13 protein-coding genes are annotated in these 14,538 nt (G+C 71.0%); 3 read left to right on the top strand and 10 right to left on the bottom strand.

Features of this window, described 5'->3' with window-relative positions; genetic code table 11:
- Nucleotides 1-6: 6 nt before the first annotated feature.
- The 4 genes from VF632_RS06020 to VF632_RS06035 form a co-directional block, all read right to left on the bottom strand.
- Complete coding sequence (locus VF632_RS06020; protein WP_331021958.1) at nucleotides 7-807, bottom strand: class I SAM-dependent methyltransferase; 801 nt, start codon at nucleotides 805-807, stop codon at nucleotides 7-9.
- A 278-nt stretch (nucleotides 808-1,085) separates the two neighbouring features.
- On the bottom strand, nucleotides 1,086-1,505 hold the full coding sequence (locus VF632_RS06025) for a hypothetical protein (RefSeq protein WP_331021959.1): 420 nt from the start codon (nucleotides 1,503-1,505) through the stop codon (nucleotides 1,086-1,088).
- Nucleotides 1,506-1,626: 121 nt separating this feature from the next.
- Complete coding sequence (gene udk, locus VF632_RS06030) at nucleotides 1,627-2,274, bottom strand: uridine kinase (protein ID WP_331021960.1); 648 nt, start codon at nucleotides 2,272-2,274, stop codon at nucleotides 1,627-1,629.
- Nucleotides 2,271-2,465, bottom strand: a complete 195-nt coding sequence (locus tag VF632_RS06035; RefSeq protein WP_331021961.1) for a hypothetical protein — start codon at nucleotides 2,463-2,465, stop codon at nucleotides 2,271-2,273. Before VF632_RS06035 ends, udk begins: the two co-directional genes overlap by 4 nt.
- A gap of 142 nt (nucleotides 2,466-2,607) precedes the next feature.
- On the opposite strand from VF632_RS06035, the gene VF632_RS06040 reads away from it, so the two are divergent.
- Both VF632_RS06040 and VF632_RS06045 read left to right on the top strand, forming a co-directional pair.
- Nucleotides 2,608-4,584 (top strand): M1 family metallopeptidase, encoded by a 1,977-nt coding sequence (locus VF632_RS06040; RefSeq protein WP_331021962.1) that lies wholly within the window; start codon nucleotides 2,608-2,610, stop codon nucleotides 4,582-4,584.
- 152 nt (nucleotides 4,585-4,736) lie between these two features.
- The gene (locus VF632_RS06045; protein WP_331021963.1) at nucleotides 4,737-6,287 is read left to right on the top strand and encodes a M28 family metallopeptidase; all 1,551 of its coding nucleotides are present in this window, start codon (nucleotides 4,737-4,739) and stop codon (nucleotides 6,285-6,287) included.
- Between the two features lie 87 nt (nucleotides 6,288-6,374).
- On the opposite strand, the gene VF632_RS06050 is transcribed toward VF632_RS06045, so the two are convergent.
- The 6 genes from VF632_RS06050 to VF632_RS06075 form a co-directional block, all read right to left on the bottom strand.
- Entirely contained in the window at nucleotides 6,375-7,256 is an 882-nt protein-coding gene (locus VF632_RS06050) for a hypothetical protein (RefSeq protein WP_331021964.1), read from the bottom strand.
- A 5-nt stretch (nucleotides 7,257-7,261) separates the two neighbouring features.
- Nucleotides 7,262-8,497 (bottom strand): cysteine desulfurase-like protein, encoded by a 1,236-nt coding sequence (locus VF632_RS06055; RefSeq protein WP_331021965.1) that lies wholly within the window; start codon nucleotides 8,495-8,497, stop codon nucleotides 7,262-7,264.
- Nucleotides 8,498-8,547: 50 nt separating this feature from the next.
- Nucleotides 8,548-8,934, bottom strand: coding sequence for an XRE family transcriptional regulator (locus VF632_RS06060; RefSeq protein WP_331021966.1), 387 nt, complete (start codon nucleotides 8,932-8,934; stop codon nucleotides 8,548-8,550).
- Between the two features lie 21 nt (nucleotides 8,935-8,955).
- Nucleotides 8,956-9,318, bottom strand: coding sequence for a type II toxin-antitoxin system RelE/ParE family toxin (locus VF632_RS06065; RefSeq protein ID WP_331021967.1), 363 nt, complete (start codon nucleotides 9,316-9,318; stop codon nucleotides 8,956-8,958).
- Between the two features lie 292 nt (nucleotides 9,319-9,610).
- Nucleotides 9,611-10,471 carry an RNA polymerase sigma factor RpoD/SigA gene (locus VF632_RS06070; RefSeq protein WP_331021968.1) on the bottom strand — a complete coding sequence of 287 codons (861 nt, stop codon included), beginning with the start codon at nucleotides 10,469-10,471 and terminating at the stop codon, nucleotides 9,611-9,613.
- Between the two features lie 277 nt (nucleotides 10,472-10,748).
- Complete coding sequence (locus VF632_RS06075) at nucleotides 10,749-12,116, bottom strand: APC family permease (protein WP_331021969.1); 1,368 nt, start codon at nucleotides 12,114-12,116, stop codon at nucleotides 10,749-10,751.
- Nucleotides 12,117-12,305: 189 nt separating this feature from the next.
- Here VF632_RS06075 and VF632_RS06080 point away from each other — a divergent pair, with 189 nt between their 5' ends.
- On the top strand, nucleotides 12,306-14,513 hold the full coding sequence (locus VF632_RS06080; RefSeq protein WP_331021970.1) for a S9 family peptidase: 2,208 nt from the start codon (nucleotides 12,306-12,308) through the stop codon (nucleotides 14,511-14,513).
- The last annotated feature ends 25 nt before the right edge of the window (nucleotides 14,514-14,538 follow it).

Consider the following 14,538-nt stretch of genomic DNA (forward strand, 5'->3'; position numbering starts at 1 on the left):
TCTCGTTCAGGTTGTGGCGGCCGGCGCATCCGGGGCCGGCCACTTGGTTCCCTTGATCAGCGAAAGCCCCAGCACCCGTTCCCGGGTGAGCAGCCGGTGGATTTCGCGCTCGCGCAGCACGGCGCCTCGCACCCCGCTCCATCCCCAGCGCCGGAACGCGCGGCGGAGGATGTCGAACCGTTCGCGCGCCGAAAAGATCTCGGCGAAGTCGGGAAAGGGCCCGCCCGCGGACGGCCGGAAGGGTGACGGGGCGTCGGACCAGTCCTCCACCGTCAGGTCCACCACCCCGGCGTCGCGCAGCAGCTGCTTCCACTCCACCAGGATCATGGGCCGCGCGCCCAGGTGCTGCACCAGGATCTCGCGGCGGGCGGGGTCCACGTGCCCCGTCCAGATCAGCTGCACCAGCACCACGCAGCCGTGCGGCTTCACCACGCGCGCCAGCTCGCGGACGGCGCGCGCGGGATCGGCCTCGGCGGCCAGGCCGATCTCGCCGATGGCCACGTCGAAGGTGCCGTCCTTGAACGGCAGGTCGTCGAGCGCCGCGGTTTCGAAGGTGAAGCGCCCATGCACCCCGCTGTCGCGCGCCCGCCCCTCGGCCTGGTCCACCAGCACCTGGTCGGGGTCGATGCCCACCCCGGCGCACCCGAACGTCTGGGCCAGGAAGAGCGAGCTGATGCCCCGCCCGCAGGCCGCGTCGATCACCTCGTGGCCGGCGCCGAGCTCCGTCAGCCGGCCGATCTGCCGGTACAGCTCCTCGCCGCCGGGCGGGAAGACCGCGTCCCGGCTGAGGCGGACCAGGTCGAGCATCGACGGCCCACCTTCCCGCGGCCGCGGTGGTACAGGCAGATCGTGCGGATCGCGCGCAGGCATGCGGAACAGTATAGGCTAGCCGGTGGGCCCGTCGCTAGCGGGCGCCAGTTCCGGCCAGGGCGCGGGATCGATCGTCCGATGCCATCACACCCTCCGCGACAGGCTTTCGACGCGTGTCAGACGAAGGACGGGCCGGCTCCCGCGCGGGGAGCCGGCCCGTTCTCCACCTCGCGGCCGCCTCCGCTCCGCGGTCACTGGCGCCTGAAGCTCGGTCGTTAGTCGGGGATGGGGAGCGGGTCCGACACGATGTCGTCGGACGTGCCCTGGCGGCGGTCGGGGCCGGTGGAAAGCACGTGGAACGAGCCGGCGCGGCGGCGCAGCAGGAAGCGGCTGCCCCAGGGATCCAGCGTGGCGTCGTCGCGGCCGGGGTACATCCGCTTGAGGATGCCGGCCAGGTCGCGCGGCTGCGGCGCCTCGCCCGTGCGGTGGATCTCCTTTTCCACCAGCCGCGCCAGGTTGTTGACGCGGTCCCCGACGGTGATCCGGCGGATGGGGTTCACCAGCGGCTCCACGTGCGGCGCGGCGCGCGTGCGCAGCGCGGGCGAAACCAGGAGCAGGAGGGCGGCGACGACGGAGAGCTTCAGCAGGGCGCCCACGATGGTGCGCGGTGCGAAGATGATGCGAGAGCGTGTCATGCGAGGAGAGTGCGGCGGGGTTTCATCAGTCTGCTACCCAGGCGAGCAGCAGGACCGTCCGCCAAAACTCGCCGGTGGCGGCAAATGGCGCAAGGTCCCGCGGCGCCATCTGTTCCCCGGCCTACGGCTCGGACGCGGCCTGGTCGCGCGCCTTCTCGGCCAGGCGCTCGCGGATGCGCGCGGCCACCACGTCGATCCCCGCGCGGTTCTGCCCGCCGCGGGGGATGATGACGTCGGCGTAGCGCTTGGAGGGCTCCACGAACTCGAAGTGCATGGGGCGCACGGTGGTCAGGTACTGCTCGATCACCGAGTCCAGCGAGCGGCCGCGCTCTTCCAGGTCGCGGCGCAGGCGCCGGATGAAGCGCACGTCGGCGTCGGTGTCGACGAAGATGCGCAGGTCGAACATCTCGCGCAGGCGCGGCTCGGCGAACAGCAGGATGCCGTCCACCAGGATCACGCCGCGCGGGTGGGTGCGGATGGTTTCCGGGGCTGGCGTGTGGCGGGCGAAGTCGTACACCGGCTTGTCGATGGCGCGCCCCTCCACCAGGTCCGTCAGGTGCGCGATCAGCAGGTCGTTGTTCAGCGAGTTCGGGTGGTCGAAGTTGACGCCGGCCCGCTCCTCGAGCGAAAGGTGCGACAGGTCCCTGTAGTACGAGTCGTGGTCGATGAAAACGGCCGAGTCCAGGTGCAGCGAATCGTAGATCCGCCGCGCCACGGTGGTCTTGCCCGACCCCGTTCCGCCCGCGATGCCGATCAGGAACGGCTTCATCGCGCCAGTACCTTCACGCCGAAATCGCACAGCGCCGTCCGGCACTCCACGCGTGCCTCGGAGGCATGGCCCTTCTGCCGCGCCTCGCCAGCGGCCTGCGTCAGCAGCTGCGAGACGTCGCCGCGCGTGGATTGCGCGCGCGTGGCGGAGGGAAGCGCCGCGAGGGCGAGAGCGATCAGGATCCTGCGCATGGCCTGCCTGGTGGGTACGGCTGGGACCGGAGGGCCGCAAGCTAGCCGCCCCCGCCCCGCCCCGGCAAGCGCGCCCGGCCGGTTGCCGAGCGCCCCAGCGCCGCCCTAGCTTGCCCGGCAACCCTCAACCGGAGGAACATCGATGACGCGTTGGTCCCCAGCGCTTTTCGCCGCGCTGTCCCTGGCGGCGTGCACTCCGCAGGCGGGGCCGGTGGTGGGCCCGGCGCCCGTGACGGGCCGCCTGGAGCGCCCCATCCCCTACCCCGTCACCCCGCCCGCCGGGCACCAGCGCGCCGTGGACCGCGGCACCCGCACCCCGACGGGTGCGCCGGGCGCTCGGTACTGGCAGAACCGCGCCGACTACGCCATCCGCGCTCGCGTGCTCCCCGCGCAGAAGCGGCTGGAGGGGAGCCAGGTGATCACCTACACCAACAACTCGCCCGACGCGCTCGCGCAGCTGCACGTGGACCTGACGATGAACCACCACGCGCCGGGCGTGGTGCGCAACGAGCCGGCCGAGGTGACCGGCGGCGTCACCCTCACCCGCGTCGCCGTGGGCGGCCAGGCGCTGTCCGCGGGCGGAACCCAGGGCGCGCGCTACGTGGTGAACGGCACGCGGATGGTGGTGACCCCCGCGGCGCCGGTGCAGCCGGGCGCCACGGCGCGAATCGAGGTGGACTGGAGCTTCACCGTTCCCAAGGAGGGCGCCGGCGGCCGCATGGGGTGGGACGCCGACAACCTGTTCTTCTTCGCGTACTGGTATCCGGCGATGGCCGTGTACGACGACGTGGTGGGATGGCACCCGGACCCCTTCCGCGGCACGGCCGAGTTCTACGCCGACTTCGGCAGCTACGACATCACCGTCGAGGCGCCCGCGCAGTGGGTGGTGTTCGGCACGGGCGCGCTGCAGAACCCGCAGGAGGTGCTGGCCCCGGCCGTCCTGGCCCGCTACCGCGCGGGCGTCCAGAGCGACACCGTGGTGCACGTGCTGACGCAGGCAGACTTCGGGCGGGCCACGCAGCCCGGCCAGGGGGGCGTGCTCACCTGGCGCTTCCGCGCCGACAGCGTGCGCGACGCCGCGTTCAGCGTCACCCGCGAGTCCAACTGGGACGCCACCCGCACCTCCGTGGGCGACCGCAACGGCGACGGGCGCGCGGACCACGCGGCCATCCATGCCTTCTGGCGCCCCAGCGCGCCCCGCTGGCGCCACGTGGCGCGGTACGAGCAGCACTCCATCCGCTTTCTTTCCGGCTACACGGGCGTGCCCTATCCCTGGCCGCACATGACGGCGGTGGAGGGACAGGGCATCATCGGCGGGGGGATGGAGTACCCCATGATGACGCTGATCGGCGGATACACGGCGCAGGGCGACTCGGCGCTGTACGCGGTGACGGCGCACGAGCTGGCGCACATGTGGGTGCCGATGATCGTGAACGTCGACGAGCGCCGCTATTCGTGGATGGACGAGGGGATGACCACCTTCCACGAGGCCCAGGCCCGCAGGGACACCTTTCCGGGGACCACCCCCGAGCTGGAGGATCGCGCGTCGTACCTGGGCACGGCCCGCGCCGGCGCCGAGGGCGAGATCATGCGGCGCAGCGACTTCCACTACACCTCCGCGGCGTTCGGCACGGCGTCGTACCCCAAGCCGGCCGCCGTCTTCGCCACGCTGCGCGGGCTGCTGGGCGAGCAGACGTTCAACCGCGCCTGGACGACCTTCCACGACCGCTGGAAGTTCAAGCATCCCTACCCGTGGGACTTCTTCAACACGGTCGAGGAAGTGGCGGGCGAGGACCTGGACTGGTTCTGGCGCACCTGGTTCTACGAGACGTGGACGCTGGACCAGGCCGTCGCCAGCGTGACGGAGTCGGGGAGCGGCGCCGTGGTCGTCATCGAGGACCGGGGGCTGGCACCCATGCCGGCGCGCGTCACCATCACCCGCCAGGACGGGGCGACGCAAACGCTGGAGGTGCCGGTGGAGGAGTGGCTGTCCGGCCGCAAGACGGCGACGTTGGCCTTTCCCGCCGCGGCCGCGTCGCCCATCGTGCGGGTGGAGATCGACGCCGAGAACGCCTTTCCCGACGTGGACCGCCAGAACAACGTGTGGACGCGCCCCTGACCGCTTCCGCACGCCGACGAGGGCCCGCCCGGGAGCGTTCCAGGCGGGCCCTCGTCCGTTTCCTTCCTTGCGCATGCCGTCCACGCGGGAGAGCTTGCGGAAGGCTCAGAGGCGCATCGCATCGGGGCTTTCCACCCGCAGCAGAGATTCACGTGAGCAGAACCTCCCTTCGCGCCGCCGCCCCGGCCCTCGCCGCCGCGCTGGCCGCCTGCGCCGGGCCCGCGACCGGCCCGGCGCCGATGCCCGGCCCCGCGACCCCTACCGGAACCGCCATCACCGCGGCCGACCTGCGCCACCGGATGGAGATCGTGGCGCACGACAGCATGGAGGGCCGCGACGTGGGCACGCCCGGCATCCGCAAGGCGGCCGACTACCTGGTGGCGGAGATGACACGGCTGGGACTGCGCCCCGCGGGCGACGGCGGCACCTGGTTCAACGCGGTGCCGCTGGTCCGAATGCGCGCGGACGCCGACGTGAGCCTCGGCGGACGCGCGCTGGGCGCGGACGTGATCGTCGCCGTCAGCGGCACCGGCGGGCTGCCCGCCAACACCCGCCAGCAGGCGGAGGGGAGGTTGCTGTACGGCGGATGGATCGTGGACCCCTCCGTTCCCGCCGCGGAGGAATTGACGCCGGAGCAGATGCGCGGCGGCGTGCTGATCCTGCGGATGGGCGTGGCGCCCGGCGCGCAGCCGGGACAGCCGCGCTACAACGTGGGCGCGCTGCTGGGCCCCGGGTCGCCGCTGGCCGGCGTGATCATGATCGCCGAGGGAGACCTGGAGCAGTTCTGGGCGTACGCGCAGGGGGTGGCCCGCAACGGCAGCGTCTCTCCCCCGGACACCGCCGCGCCCGCCGCGGGCGCGCTGCCCACGGTATTCCTCACGAACCCGGCGGGCGCGGAGCGGATGATCGGCCGGCCGCTGGCGCAGGCCACCCGCCCCATGGCCGACCTGGGCGCGTTCCGCTACGCCCTCCGCCGCACCAGCTCGCCCATCCAGGCGTTCAACGTCGTAGGCGTGCTCCCCGGCGCCGACGCGGCGCGGCGGGGCGAGTACGTGGCCATCGGCTCGCACTACGACCACGACGGCATCGGCCAGCCGGTGGATGGAGACTCCATCTACAACGGGGCCGACGACGATGGCAGCGGCACGGTGGCCATGCTGGAGATCGCCGAGCGCCTGGTGCGGCAGCCGCCCGCGCGCTCCGTTCTCTTCGTCTGGCACACGGCCGAAGAGAAGGGCCTGCTGGGTTCGGAGGCGTTCACGCGCACGCCCACGGTGCCGCGCGAGTCCATCGTCGCGCAGCTGAACATCGACATGATCGGCCGCAACACGCCGGACTCGGTGTACCTGGTGGGCTCCCGGCGGCTTTCCACCGAGCTGGGCGAGCTGGTGGAGGCGGTGAACCGCACGCAGGCGCGGCCTTTCGCCTTCGACTACTCGTTCGACGCGCCCAACCACCCGGAGCGCATCTACTGCCGGTCGGACCACTACAACTACGCGCGGTACGGCATCCCGGTGACCTTCTTCACCACGGGGCTCCACGACCAGTATCACAAGCCGCAGGACGAGGCCCACCTGATCGACTACGACAAGCTGGCGCGCGTGACGCAGCTGATCGCCGACATCGGCGTGGAAGTAGCCAACCGCCCGGCGCGGCCTCGCGTGGACCAGCCCGTTCCGCCCCTCGGCACGCCGTGCACCTGACCTGAACGGCTAGAGGGCACGGAAGGCACGGAGGAAAGCCTCCTCCGTGTCCCCCGTGCCCTCCGTGTGAGGCGAAGTTTCCCCGCCTCAGCGTGCGCGGATCTGCACCACGAGCGAACGCAGCCAGGGCTCGCGCATTTCCGGCCGCTCGACCAGCTCTGCGCAGAATCGCTCCCTTTCCTCGCGCATGCGGCCGCGCTCGTGCAGCTTCACGGCGATGCGCAGCGCCCGCAGGTGTTCCGGATGGCGGATCGGCGGGTGCATCGCGTCCGTCCCCCAGGGATACCAGTAGTGCGAAGGCACCGTCTTTTCCTGCCAGTCGCCCAGCTCGCGCCAGAACCAGTACGGCACCGACACCCCCCGCAACGCGCTTCGGGGGTAGTCGACGCGCCACGGCACCCGCTGGAACCACCGCCACGCGTTGGGGCTGTTCTTCCCCCGCTCGGTGATCCCGACGAAGCGCACGCGCCGGCGGACTGCGTTCACGTCCACGCCCTCGTCGCGTCCCCACGCGGCCAGTTCATCCGACAGCCGCCCGAACGTGGTTCCCGACGCCACCATGTCTACGAAGCACACCGGCTGCGGCGCCGTTGCGATCGCTCCGGGTGCCAGCCCCACGGCACGCAATTGCGCGCGGAACGCCTCGCGCGCCTCGCGGTGCGCGCGGTCGTCGTTCCACCGCAGCGACACCACCAGCAGCTCGCAGCGGTCGCACCACACCGTGTCGGCCAGGACGCCGGTCAAGTAGTCGAACAGGTTCTCTGGCGACCGCCCCACGAACACGAGCCGCGCATTTCCCGCGCGCGCCATCACGCGGGCGGCGCAGGAGCGCACCTCCGGAAACAGCGTCCGGAACCGCACCGGCGGGGGCCAGGACGGCGAGGGCAGCGGCGCCTCCGGAAGCCGCCCCAGCTGCTCGCGGCGAGACACGTCCCACCGGAACGGAACCGCCTCGTCGCGCCGCGGCATCGGCGTCAGCCGCCGGCCAGACGCCGCACGCCGTCCACCAGCCGGTCCACGTCGTCCTCGGTAACGTACGGCGCCACGCCCGCGCGGATCAGCCCCCCGCAATCCGAAAGGCCCAGCGCGTCGCAGACCGTCGTCGCGTAGAAGTCGCCGTTCCACACGAACACGCCCTCCTCGCCCAGCGCCCGCGCCGCCTCGTCCGGCGACACCCCGTCGATCACGAACCCCGCCGTCGCCGTCCGCTCCCCGTCCGCGCCCGGCCCGTGCACCCGCACGCCGGGGATGGCGGTGAGCCCCGCGTACAGCCGCGCGAACAGCGCCTGCTCGTGCGCGTGGAAGGCCGCGTATGCGCTCCGCAGCCGGTCGCGCAGGCTGCCGCCCTGCTCCGGCGCCAGCGAGGCGATCCACTCCACCGTCGCCGCGGTCGCCGCGATCCCCTCGTGGTTCATCGTCCCCGTTTCCCACCGCTCCGGCGCCGCGTTGCTGGCGGGCGGCACCTTGTACGGGGTCAGCCGCTCCAGGTGCTCGGTGCGCCCCCACAGGATGCCCAGGTGCGGCCCGAAGAACTTGTAGGCCGAGCACGCCAGGAAGTCGCAGCCGATGGCCTGCACGTCGGGGAGCCGGTGCGGCGCGAAGTGCACGGCATCCACGAAGCACAGCGCCCCCGCCTCGCGCGCCATCGCCGCCACGCGCGCCACGTCGTTCACCGTGCCGATGGCGTTGGAGGCCGCGCCCACGGCCACCAGCCGCGTCCGGGGCGAAAGCAGCCCGGCCAGCGCGTCGTAGTCCAGCGCGTACGTCTTGGTGCAGAAGGGCACCACGTGCACCGTCATCCCGCGGTCCTCGGCCATCAGCCGCCAGGGGGCCACGTTGGCCTGGTGGTCCAGCTGCGTGACGATCACCTCGTCGCCCGGGCCCCAGTCGCGGCCCAGGGCACGCGAAAGCGCGAAGGTGAGCGTGGTCATGTTCTGCCCGAACACCACCTCGCGCGGCGAGGGCGCGTTCAGGAACGCCGCCATCGCCTCGCGGGCGCCGGTGAGGATGGCGTCCGTCTCGGCGCTGGTGGCGAACACCCCGTGCGTGTTGGCGTTGTGCATCAGCAGGTAGTCGCTCATGGCGTCGGCTACCTGCCGGGGCACCTGGCTTCCGCCCGGCCCGTCGAAGAAGGCGATGGGCCGCCCGCCGATGCGCCGCTCGAACACGGGGAAGTCGGCGCGGACTCGGGCTGAGAACTGGTCAGGCATGCGATGCGTCTGAAATCTGGTGTTCAGGGACGACGAAACGGGCCGACAGATTAGCGCCGCGCGCGCCGCCCGGCTACCACGGGTTCCGGAAGCCCGAACGGCACGTCGTCGTGGTCGTGCCCGTCCGCGCCGGGTTCGGAAAACTGCTCCAGGCGCACGGCCCCGTCGGGAAACCGGGCGATGATCTCCAGTTCACCGCCCATTCCGCGGATGTACCGCCGCAACGTGCTGACGTACACGTCGGTGCGGCGCTCCAGCTTGGAGATGCTGGCCTGCGTCGTCCGCAACGTAGACGCGAGTTCCTGCTGCGTCAGGTTACGGGCGTGCCGCAACTCGTGTAGAGGCATCTCACGCAGCATGCGGGCGGCTTCGGCCTCGACGGAGGCGATCCGCTCCGGGCTCCAGTCCGCCATCAGGTCTCGGAACTTCTTGGCCATGACGTGCTCCCGCGTTGATGGTCAAATTCCTTCGAGTTCTGCCGCGACTTCGTCCAGGTGCTCGTCGTACAGCGCCTCGGCCACGGGAATGAACCGCTGGTACCAGCGCCCGTCGCCCGTCTTGTCGCCCCCGATCAGGAGAATGGCGACGCGACGCGGATCGAAGGCGTACAACACCCGGTACGGCCGCCCCTCGTGCTGCACCCGAAGCTCGCGCATGTGGCTGTAGCGCGATCCCCGAACGCTGCTGCTGTGCGGAAACGGCAGGTGTGGGCCTTTCTGCTCCAGCAGGCCCACCGACGCGGCCACCGAGTCCTGCTCCCGCTCGGACAGGCCGTCCCACCACCCGCCGAACTCGTCCGTATACTCCACTTCGAAGCTCATGGGCAACATAACCTCCGTTGAATATTCCGTCAAGGGCATTCACACCCGCACTCCCGCGCGGGCGTGAACGGGGAAAGAGGGAGCGCGTCGGGGCTTCGACGGAGGGCGGGAGGTCCGCGGGCGCGGACGGGGGCGGGCGAGGGAGTGGGGCGGGCGGGGCGGGCCGAATGCGCCTCAGGCGCGCAGGTGCGTTCGGCCTCAGGCAGAAAAAGAGAGGGGTGGAGACGGAACCCGTCTCCACCCCTCTCTTTTGGGGGAACCTGCCGGGCCGTGGAGCCCGGCGGCCATGGTCTTACGACAACGCCCAGAACCCCTCGAGGGCCGCGCCGTCCGCGCTTTCGCGCAGCTTCTCGAACGCGCGGTTGCGGATCTGGCGGATGCGCTCGCGCGTGACGCCCAGCATGGAGCCGATCTCCTCGAGCGTGCGCTCCTCGCCCTCGTCGAGCCCGTAGTACAGGTACAGGATCTTGCGCTCGCGCTCGGTGAGGTACTTCTCGAACATCTTTTCCAGGAACTCGCGCCGCGCCTGCGACTCTACCTCTTCCTCGATCTGCTCGGCCTCGCTGCCCGCGAAGCGCTCGCCGAAGCTGGCGCTGTCACGGTCGCCGCGGTCCAGCGGGGCGTCGAGCGAAAGCTCGCTGGCGGCCACGCGGCGCAGGGCGCGAATGGTGTCCACCGGCTCGCCCATGTCGTCGGCGATCTCCTCGTCGGTCGGCGAGCGGCCCAGCTGCTGCGTAAGGGCCGTCTCCACGCGCGACAGGCGCACCAGGTTGCTGTTCTGGTTGAGCGGAATGCGCACCGACCGCGTCTGCTCGGCCAGGGCCTGCAGCACGGTCTGGCGGATCCACCAGACGGCGTACGAGATGAACTTCACCCCCTTGTCCGGATCGAACTTCTTCACGGCCTTCAGGAGTCCCTCGTTGCCGATGCACACCAGCTCGGCCAGCCCAAGGCCGCGGCCCTGGTACTTCTTCACGTAGGAGATCACGAAACGGAGGTTCGCCGTCACGAGACGCTCGGCGGCCTGCTTGTCTCCAGCGCGCGCCCGGTGGGCAAGGGCGCGCTCCTCGGCGGGATCGTCGATCAGGGGATATTTCTCGACGTCCTGCAGGTACTGGTCGAACGAATCCAGGGCCCGTGAGCTCAAGAACATGTGGCTCGTCCTTTGGGTAAAATGACGAGAGCAGCGAGCCCCGGTGGTGTGCGAGGCTCGCTGCTCTCAATTCACGCGGAGCGGTTTGTATCCCCCCGGAAATGATGTCTCATAACAGGTCAATGTAGGCCGCAAGGCGTCCAAAGTCAATCTTTTCTCCCGGGCGCGCTCCGCACGGTGCTTCCGGCCCTGATAGCCTGCCCGTTCCGAAAGGTTCCGCTCGCTCCGCCCTGAAAATGGCGCGCCGCGGCGCCGCAAGTTGCGCGCCGGGAGCCGCTCAGGCCTTCGACACGGCGCGCCACAGGTAGTACGCGGGGATGCCCAGCAGGATGATTCCGAAGCCCAGCGCCGAGTTGGCGGTGTCGTTGATGGCCGAGTTCAGCAGCATGCCGCAGGCGCCCACCAGGAACAGCACCGGCACCACGGGATACCCTGCCGTGCGGTAGGGCCGCGGCAGGTCCGGCCGGGTGCGGCGCAGGCGAAACACGGCCAGCACGCTCAGCGCGTAGAAGGGCCAGATCCCCAGCACGAACGAATCGGCCAGCTGCTGGAAGCTGCGCCCCAGCACGTACGCGATCCCCAGGCTGGCGGCCAGCCCGATGGCCGCGTACGGCGTCTTCCACCGGGGGTGCACCGCCGCGATGGGGCTGAAGAAGTTGCCGTCCGCCGCCATCGCGTACAGGATGCGCGGCCCCGTCATCGTGGACCCGTTCAGGGCGCCGAAGGTGGAGATCATCACCATCCCCGCCACCACCGAGGCGCCCACCGGCCCAAAGACCTTCTGCGCCACGTCCGAGGCCACCAGCGTGCTCTTGGCCATCTCGGGCATCGTCATCGCGTACAGGTAGCCGGCCACGATGGTCAGGTAGATGGCCGCCACCGCCAGCACTCCGCCGATGATGGCGCGCGGCATGGTGCGGCCCGGGTCCTTCACCTCGCCCGCCATGAAGGTGAGGTCCGCCCAGCCGTCGTACGCCCACATCACCGACACCAGCGCCAGGCCGAAGCCCACCCACGAGGTAGGCGCCAGGCCGTTGGGGCTGGCCAGCGCGCCGCCGCCGCCGTCCCCCAGCAGGAACGCGGCGAAGGCCAGCCCCACGATGGCGATCACCTTGGCGCCCGTGCTCAGGTTCTGGACGATCGAGCCCCACTTCACCGAGCGGATGTTGGCCAGCCCCAGCAGCAGGATGGCGCCGGCCGCCACCCACCGCACCCACCCCGGCCCGTAGCCGAACATCCGCCCCGCGTACTCGGCGAAGATCATGGCGATGGCCCCCAGCGCCGAGGGGCGGATCACCAGCAGCTCCGTCCAGCCGAAGAGGAACGCGGGGAGCGGCCCGTACGCCTCGCGCAGGAAGACGTAGACGCCCCCCGAGCGCGGGAACATGGCCGCCAGCTCGGCGATGGTCAGCGCGCCCATCAGCGCCACCAGCGCGCCGACGATCCAGATCAGTGAAAAGGCGCCCAGCGTGCCCACCCGTTCGGCCACGGGGGCGGGCACGCGAAAGATGCCGCTGCCGATGGTGGAGCCCACCAGCACCGCCGCCGCGCTCCAGATGCCCAGCCTGCGCGGGAGCTCGTCGACGAAGGTGCCGGTGTCGTGGTCTGCGGGCGCGGCGTGCGGCGCCGCATGCGGTACGCTCATGTGCGGGGTGGCGGATGCTGTGTGGCGGAGGATCGGAAGCCGGAGCACGCAAGATACTCCGTGCGGGCGGCGCGACAACAGGGACGCGAGGGAACCCGCACTGGCGCCGTCCCGTATCAATCGCCAGTATCGCCATTGCCCGCGGCGCCTTCCGTACTGCGGCGCGCGTCCCGACATCCAACACGAACCATGTCACACACTCTCGTCACCCGCCGCGCGCTGCTGGCCGTGCTGGCGCTGTCCACGGCCGTGCCGCAGGCGTCGCCCGCGCAGCGGCAGGACCCGTCGCGGCTTTCCGTCGAGCGCATCTTCGCCTCGCCCGAGTTCCGCCTGCAGTCGCTGCCGGCGGTGCAGTGGATGAACGACGGCCAGCGCTTCACCTTCGTGGGCGCCGACGGCGACCTGATGGTGGAGGACGCCGCCACCGGGACCCGGTCCGTGATCGTGGACGCCGACGCGCTGGTGCCCGCGGGGGCGGGCGAAGCCATCGACATCGAGGACTACCAGTGGTCCGACGACGAGCGCAAGCTGCTGGTGTACACCAACAGCCAGCCCGTCTGGCGCGCCAACACCAAGGGCACCTTCTACGTGTGGGACGTCGCCGCGCGCCGGCTGACGCCCGTCTCCACCGCCGCCGGCTGGCAGCAGTTCGCCAAGTTCTCGCCCGACGGCGGCAAGGTGGGCTTCGTTCGCGACAACGACCTCTTCGTCACCGACCTGGCCACCGGGCGCGAGACGCGGCTGACGCGCGATGGCGGCGAGCAGATCATCAACGGCACCTTCGACTGGGTATACGAGGAGGAGCTGGGGCTGCAGGACGGCTGGCGGTGGAGCCCCGACGGGCGGCGCATCGCCTACTGGCGCATCGACCAGTCTCCCGTGCGCACCTTCTACATGATGCAGGAGACGGACAGCCTGTACGCGCAGCCGGTGGCGCTTCGCTATCCCAAGGCGGGCACCCCCAACCCCATCGCCCGCATCGGCGTGGTGAGCGCGGAGGGCGGCGAGACGCGGTGGATGGACACGGGGAGCGACCCGTCGGTGCTGCTGGCGCGGATGGAGTGGGCGGCCTCGCCGTCGGAGATCGTCATCCAGCGCACCAACCGCATCCAGAACCGCCTGGACGTGATGGTGGCCGACGCCGGGACGGGGCGCAGCCGCGTGCTGTTCACCGAAACCGACAGCGCCTGGGTGGACGTGGGCGACGACTTCCGCTGGCTGAACGGCGGGCGCCAGTTCCTGTGGACGAGCGAGCGCGACGGCTTCAACCACCTGTACGTGTACAACCGCGATGGCTCGCTGGCCCGCCAGCTGACGCGCGGCGACTGGGAGGTCACCAGCGTCCTGGGGATCGACGAGAAGAACGGCTGGGTGTACTTCGGCGCCACGGAGGAAGGGCCCACCGAGCGGCACGTGTACCGCGTGCGGCTGAACGGGCGCGGCGGCGTGCAGCAGGTGAGCCGCGAGCGGGGGACGCACGTGGCCGCGCTGAGCCCGGCGGGCACCTACTGGCTGGACTTCCACTCCCAGGCCGGCGTGCCGCCCGTCATCTCGCTGCGGCGGCCGGACGGCGCGCACGTGCGCACCCTGGCCGACAACGCCCGCGTGCGGCAGACGCTGGAGGCGCTGGCCATCCGCAAGCCCGAGTTCATCCAGGTGCCCGGGGCCGACGGGGCGATGCTGAACGCGACCATCATCCGCCCGGCCAACTTCGATCCGTCGAAGAAGTACCCGGTGCTGATGTACGTGTACGGCGGGCCGGGCTCGCAGACGGCGACGGACGCCTGGGGCGGCAACCGGTACCTGTGGCACCAGGTGATGGCCCAGAACGGCTACCTGGTGGTCAGCGTCGACAACCGCGGCACGGGCGGGCGCGGGCGCGACTTCAAGAAGGTGACGTACCTGCGGCTGGGCGAGCACGAGGCGGCCGACCAGGTCGCCGCGGCCCAGTGGCTGGCGCGGCAGCCGTACGTCGACGCGCAGCGCATCGGCATCTGGGGGTGGAGCTACGGCGGCTTCATGACGGCGTTCAGCATGATGCAGCCGGGTTCGCCCTTCAAGGCCGGCGTGTCGGTGGCTCCCGTGGCCGACTGGGGGCTGTACGACACCATCTACACCGAGCGCTTCATGCGCACCCCGCAGGAAAACCCCGAGGGGTACCGCCGCAGCCCTGTGGGCGAGGCCGCCAACCTGCGCGGCAAGCTGCTGCTGGTGCACGGCACGGGCGACGACAACGTGCATTTTCAGAACAGCGTGCGGCTCGCCAACGCGCTGCAGGCCGCGGGCAAGCAGTTCACCTTCATGGCCTACCCCAACCGCAACCACTCCATCTCGGGCGGGCCCACCAGCGCGCACCTGTTCACCATGATGACCGACTGGGTGCTGGCGAACCTGTGATCCACAGGTTCGGGGGATGGTCAGG

Source organism: Longimicrobium sp. (assembly GCF_036388275.1).
Taxonomy (GTDB): domain Bacteria; phylum Gemmatimonadota; class Gemmatimonadetes; order Longimicrobiales; family Longimicrobiaceae; genus Longimicrobium.

Bases quoted from the DNA above. Each gene is read 5' to 3' on its own strand.
- VF632_RS06035 (WP_331021961.1), bottom strand. From the start codon at position 2,465: ATGCGCAGGATCCTGATCGCTCTCGCCCTCGCGGCGCTTCCCTCCGCC.
- VF632_RS06070 (WP_331021968.1), bottom strand. From the start codon at position 10,471: ATGTTCTTGAGCTCACGGGCCCTGGATTCGTTCGACCAGTACCTGCAG.
- VF632_RS06040 (WP_331021962.1), top strand. From the start codon at position 2,608: ATGACGCGTTGGTCCCCAGCGCTTTTCGCCGCGCTGTCCCTGGCGGCG.
- VF632_RS06060 (WP_331021966.1), bottom strand. From the start codon at position 8,934: ATGGCCAAGAAGTTCCGAGACCTGATGGCGGACTGGAGCCCGGAGCGG.
- VF632_RS06020 (WP_331021958.1), bottom strand. From the start codon at position 807: ATGCTCGACCTGGTCCGCCTCAGCCGGGACGCGGTCTTCCCGCCCGGC.
- VF632_RS06080 (WP_331021970.1), top strand. From the start codon at position 12,306: ATGTCACACACTCTCGTCACCCGCCGCGCGCTGCTGGCCGTGCTGGCG.
- VF632_RS06050 (WP_331021964.1), bottom strand. From the start codon at position 7,256: ATGCCGCGGCGCGACGAGGCGGTTCCGTTCCGGTGGGACGTGTCTCGC.
- VF632_RS06065 (WP_331021967.1), bottom strand. From the start codon at position 9,318: ATGAGCTTCGAAGTGGAGTATACGGACGAGTTCGGCGGGTGGTGGGAC.
- VF632_RS06075 (WP_331021969.1), bottom strand. From the start codon at position 12,116: ATGAGCGTACCGCATGCGGCGCCGCACGCCGCGCCCGCAGACCACGAC.
- udk (WP_331021960.1), bottom strand. From the start codon at position 2,274: ATGAAGCCGTTCCTGATCGGCATCGCGGGCGGAACGGGGTCGGGCAAG.
- VF632_RS06025 (WP_331021959.1), bottom strand. From the start codon at position 1,505: ATGACACGCTCTCGCATCATCTTCGCACCGCGCACCATCGTGGGCGCC.
- VF632_RS06055 (WP_331021965.1), bottom strand. From the start codon at position 8,497: ATGCCTGACCAGTTCTCAGCCCGAGTCCGCGCCGACTTCCCCGTGTTC.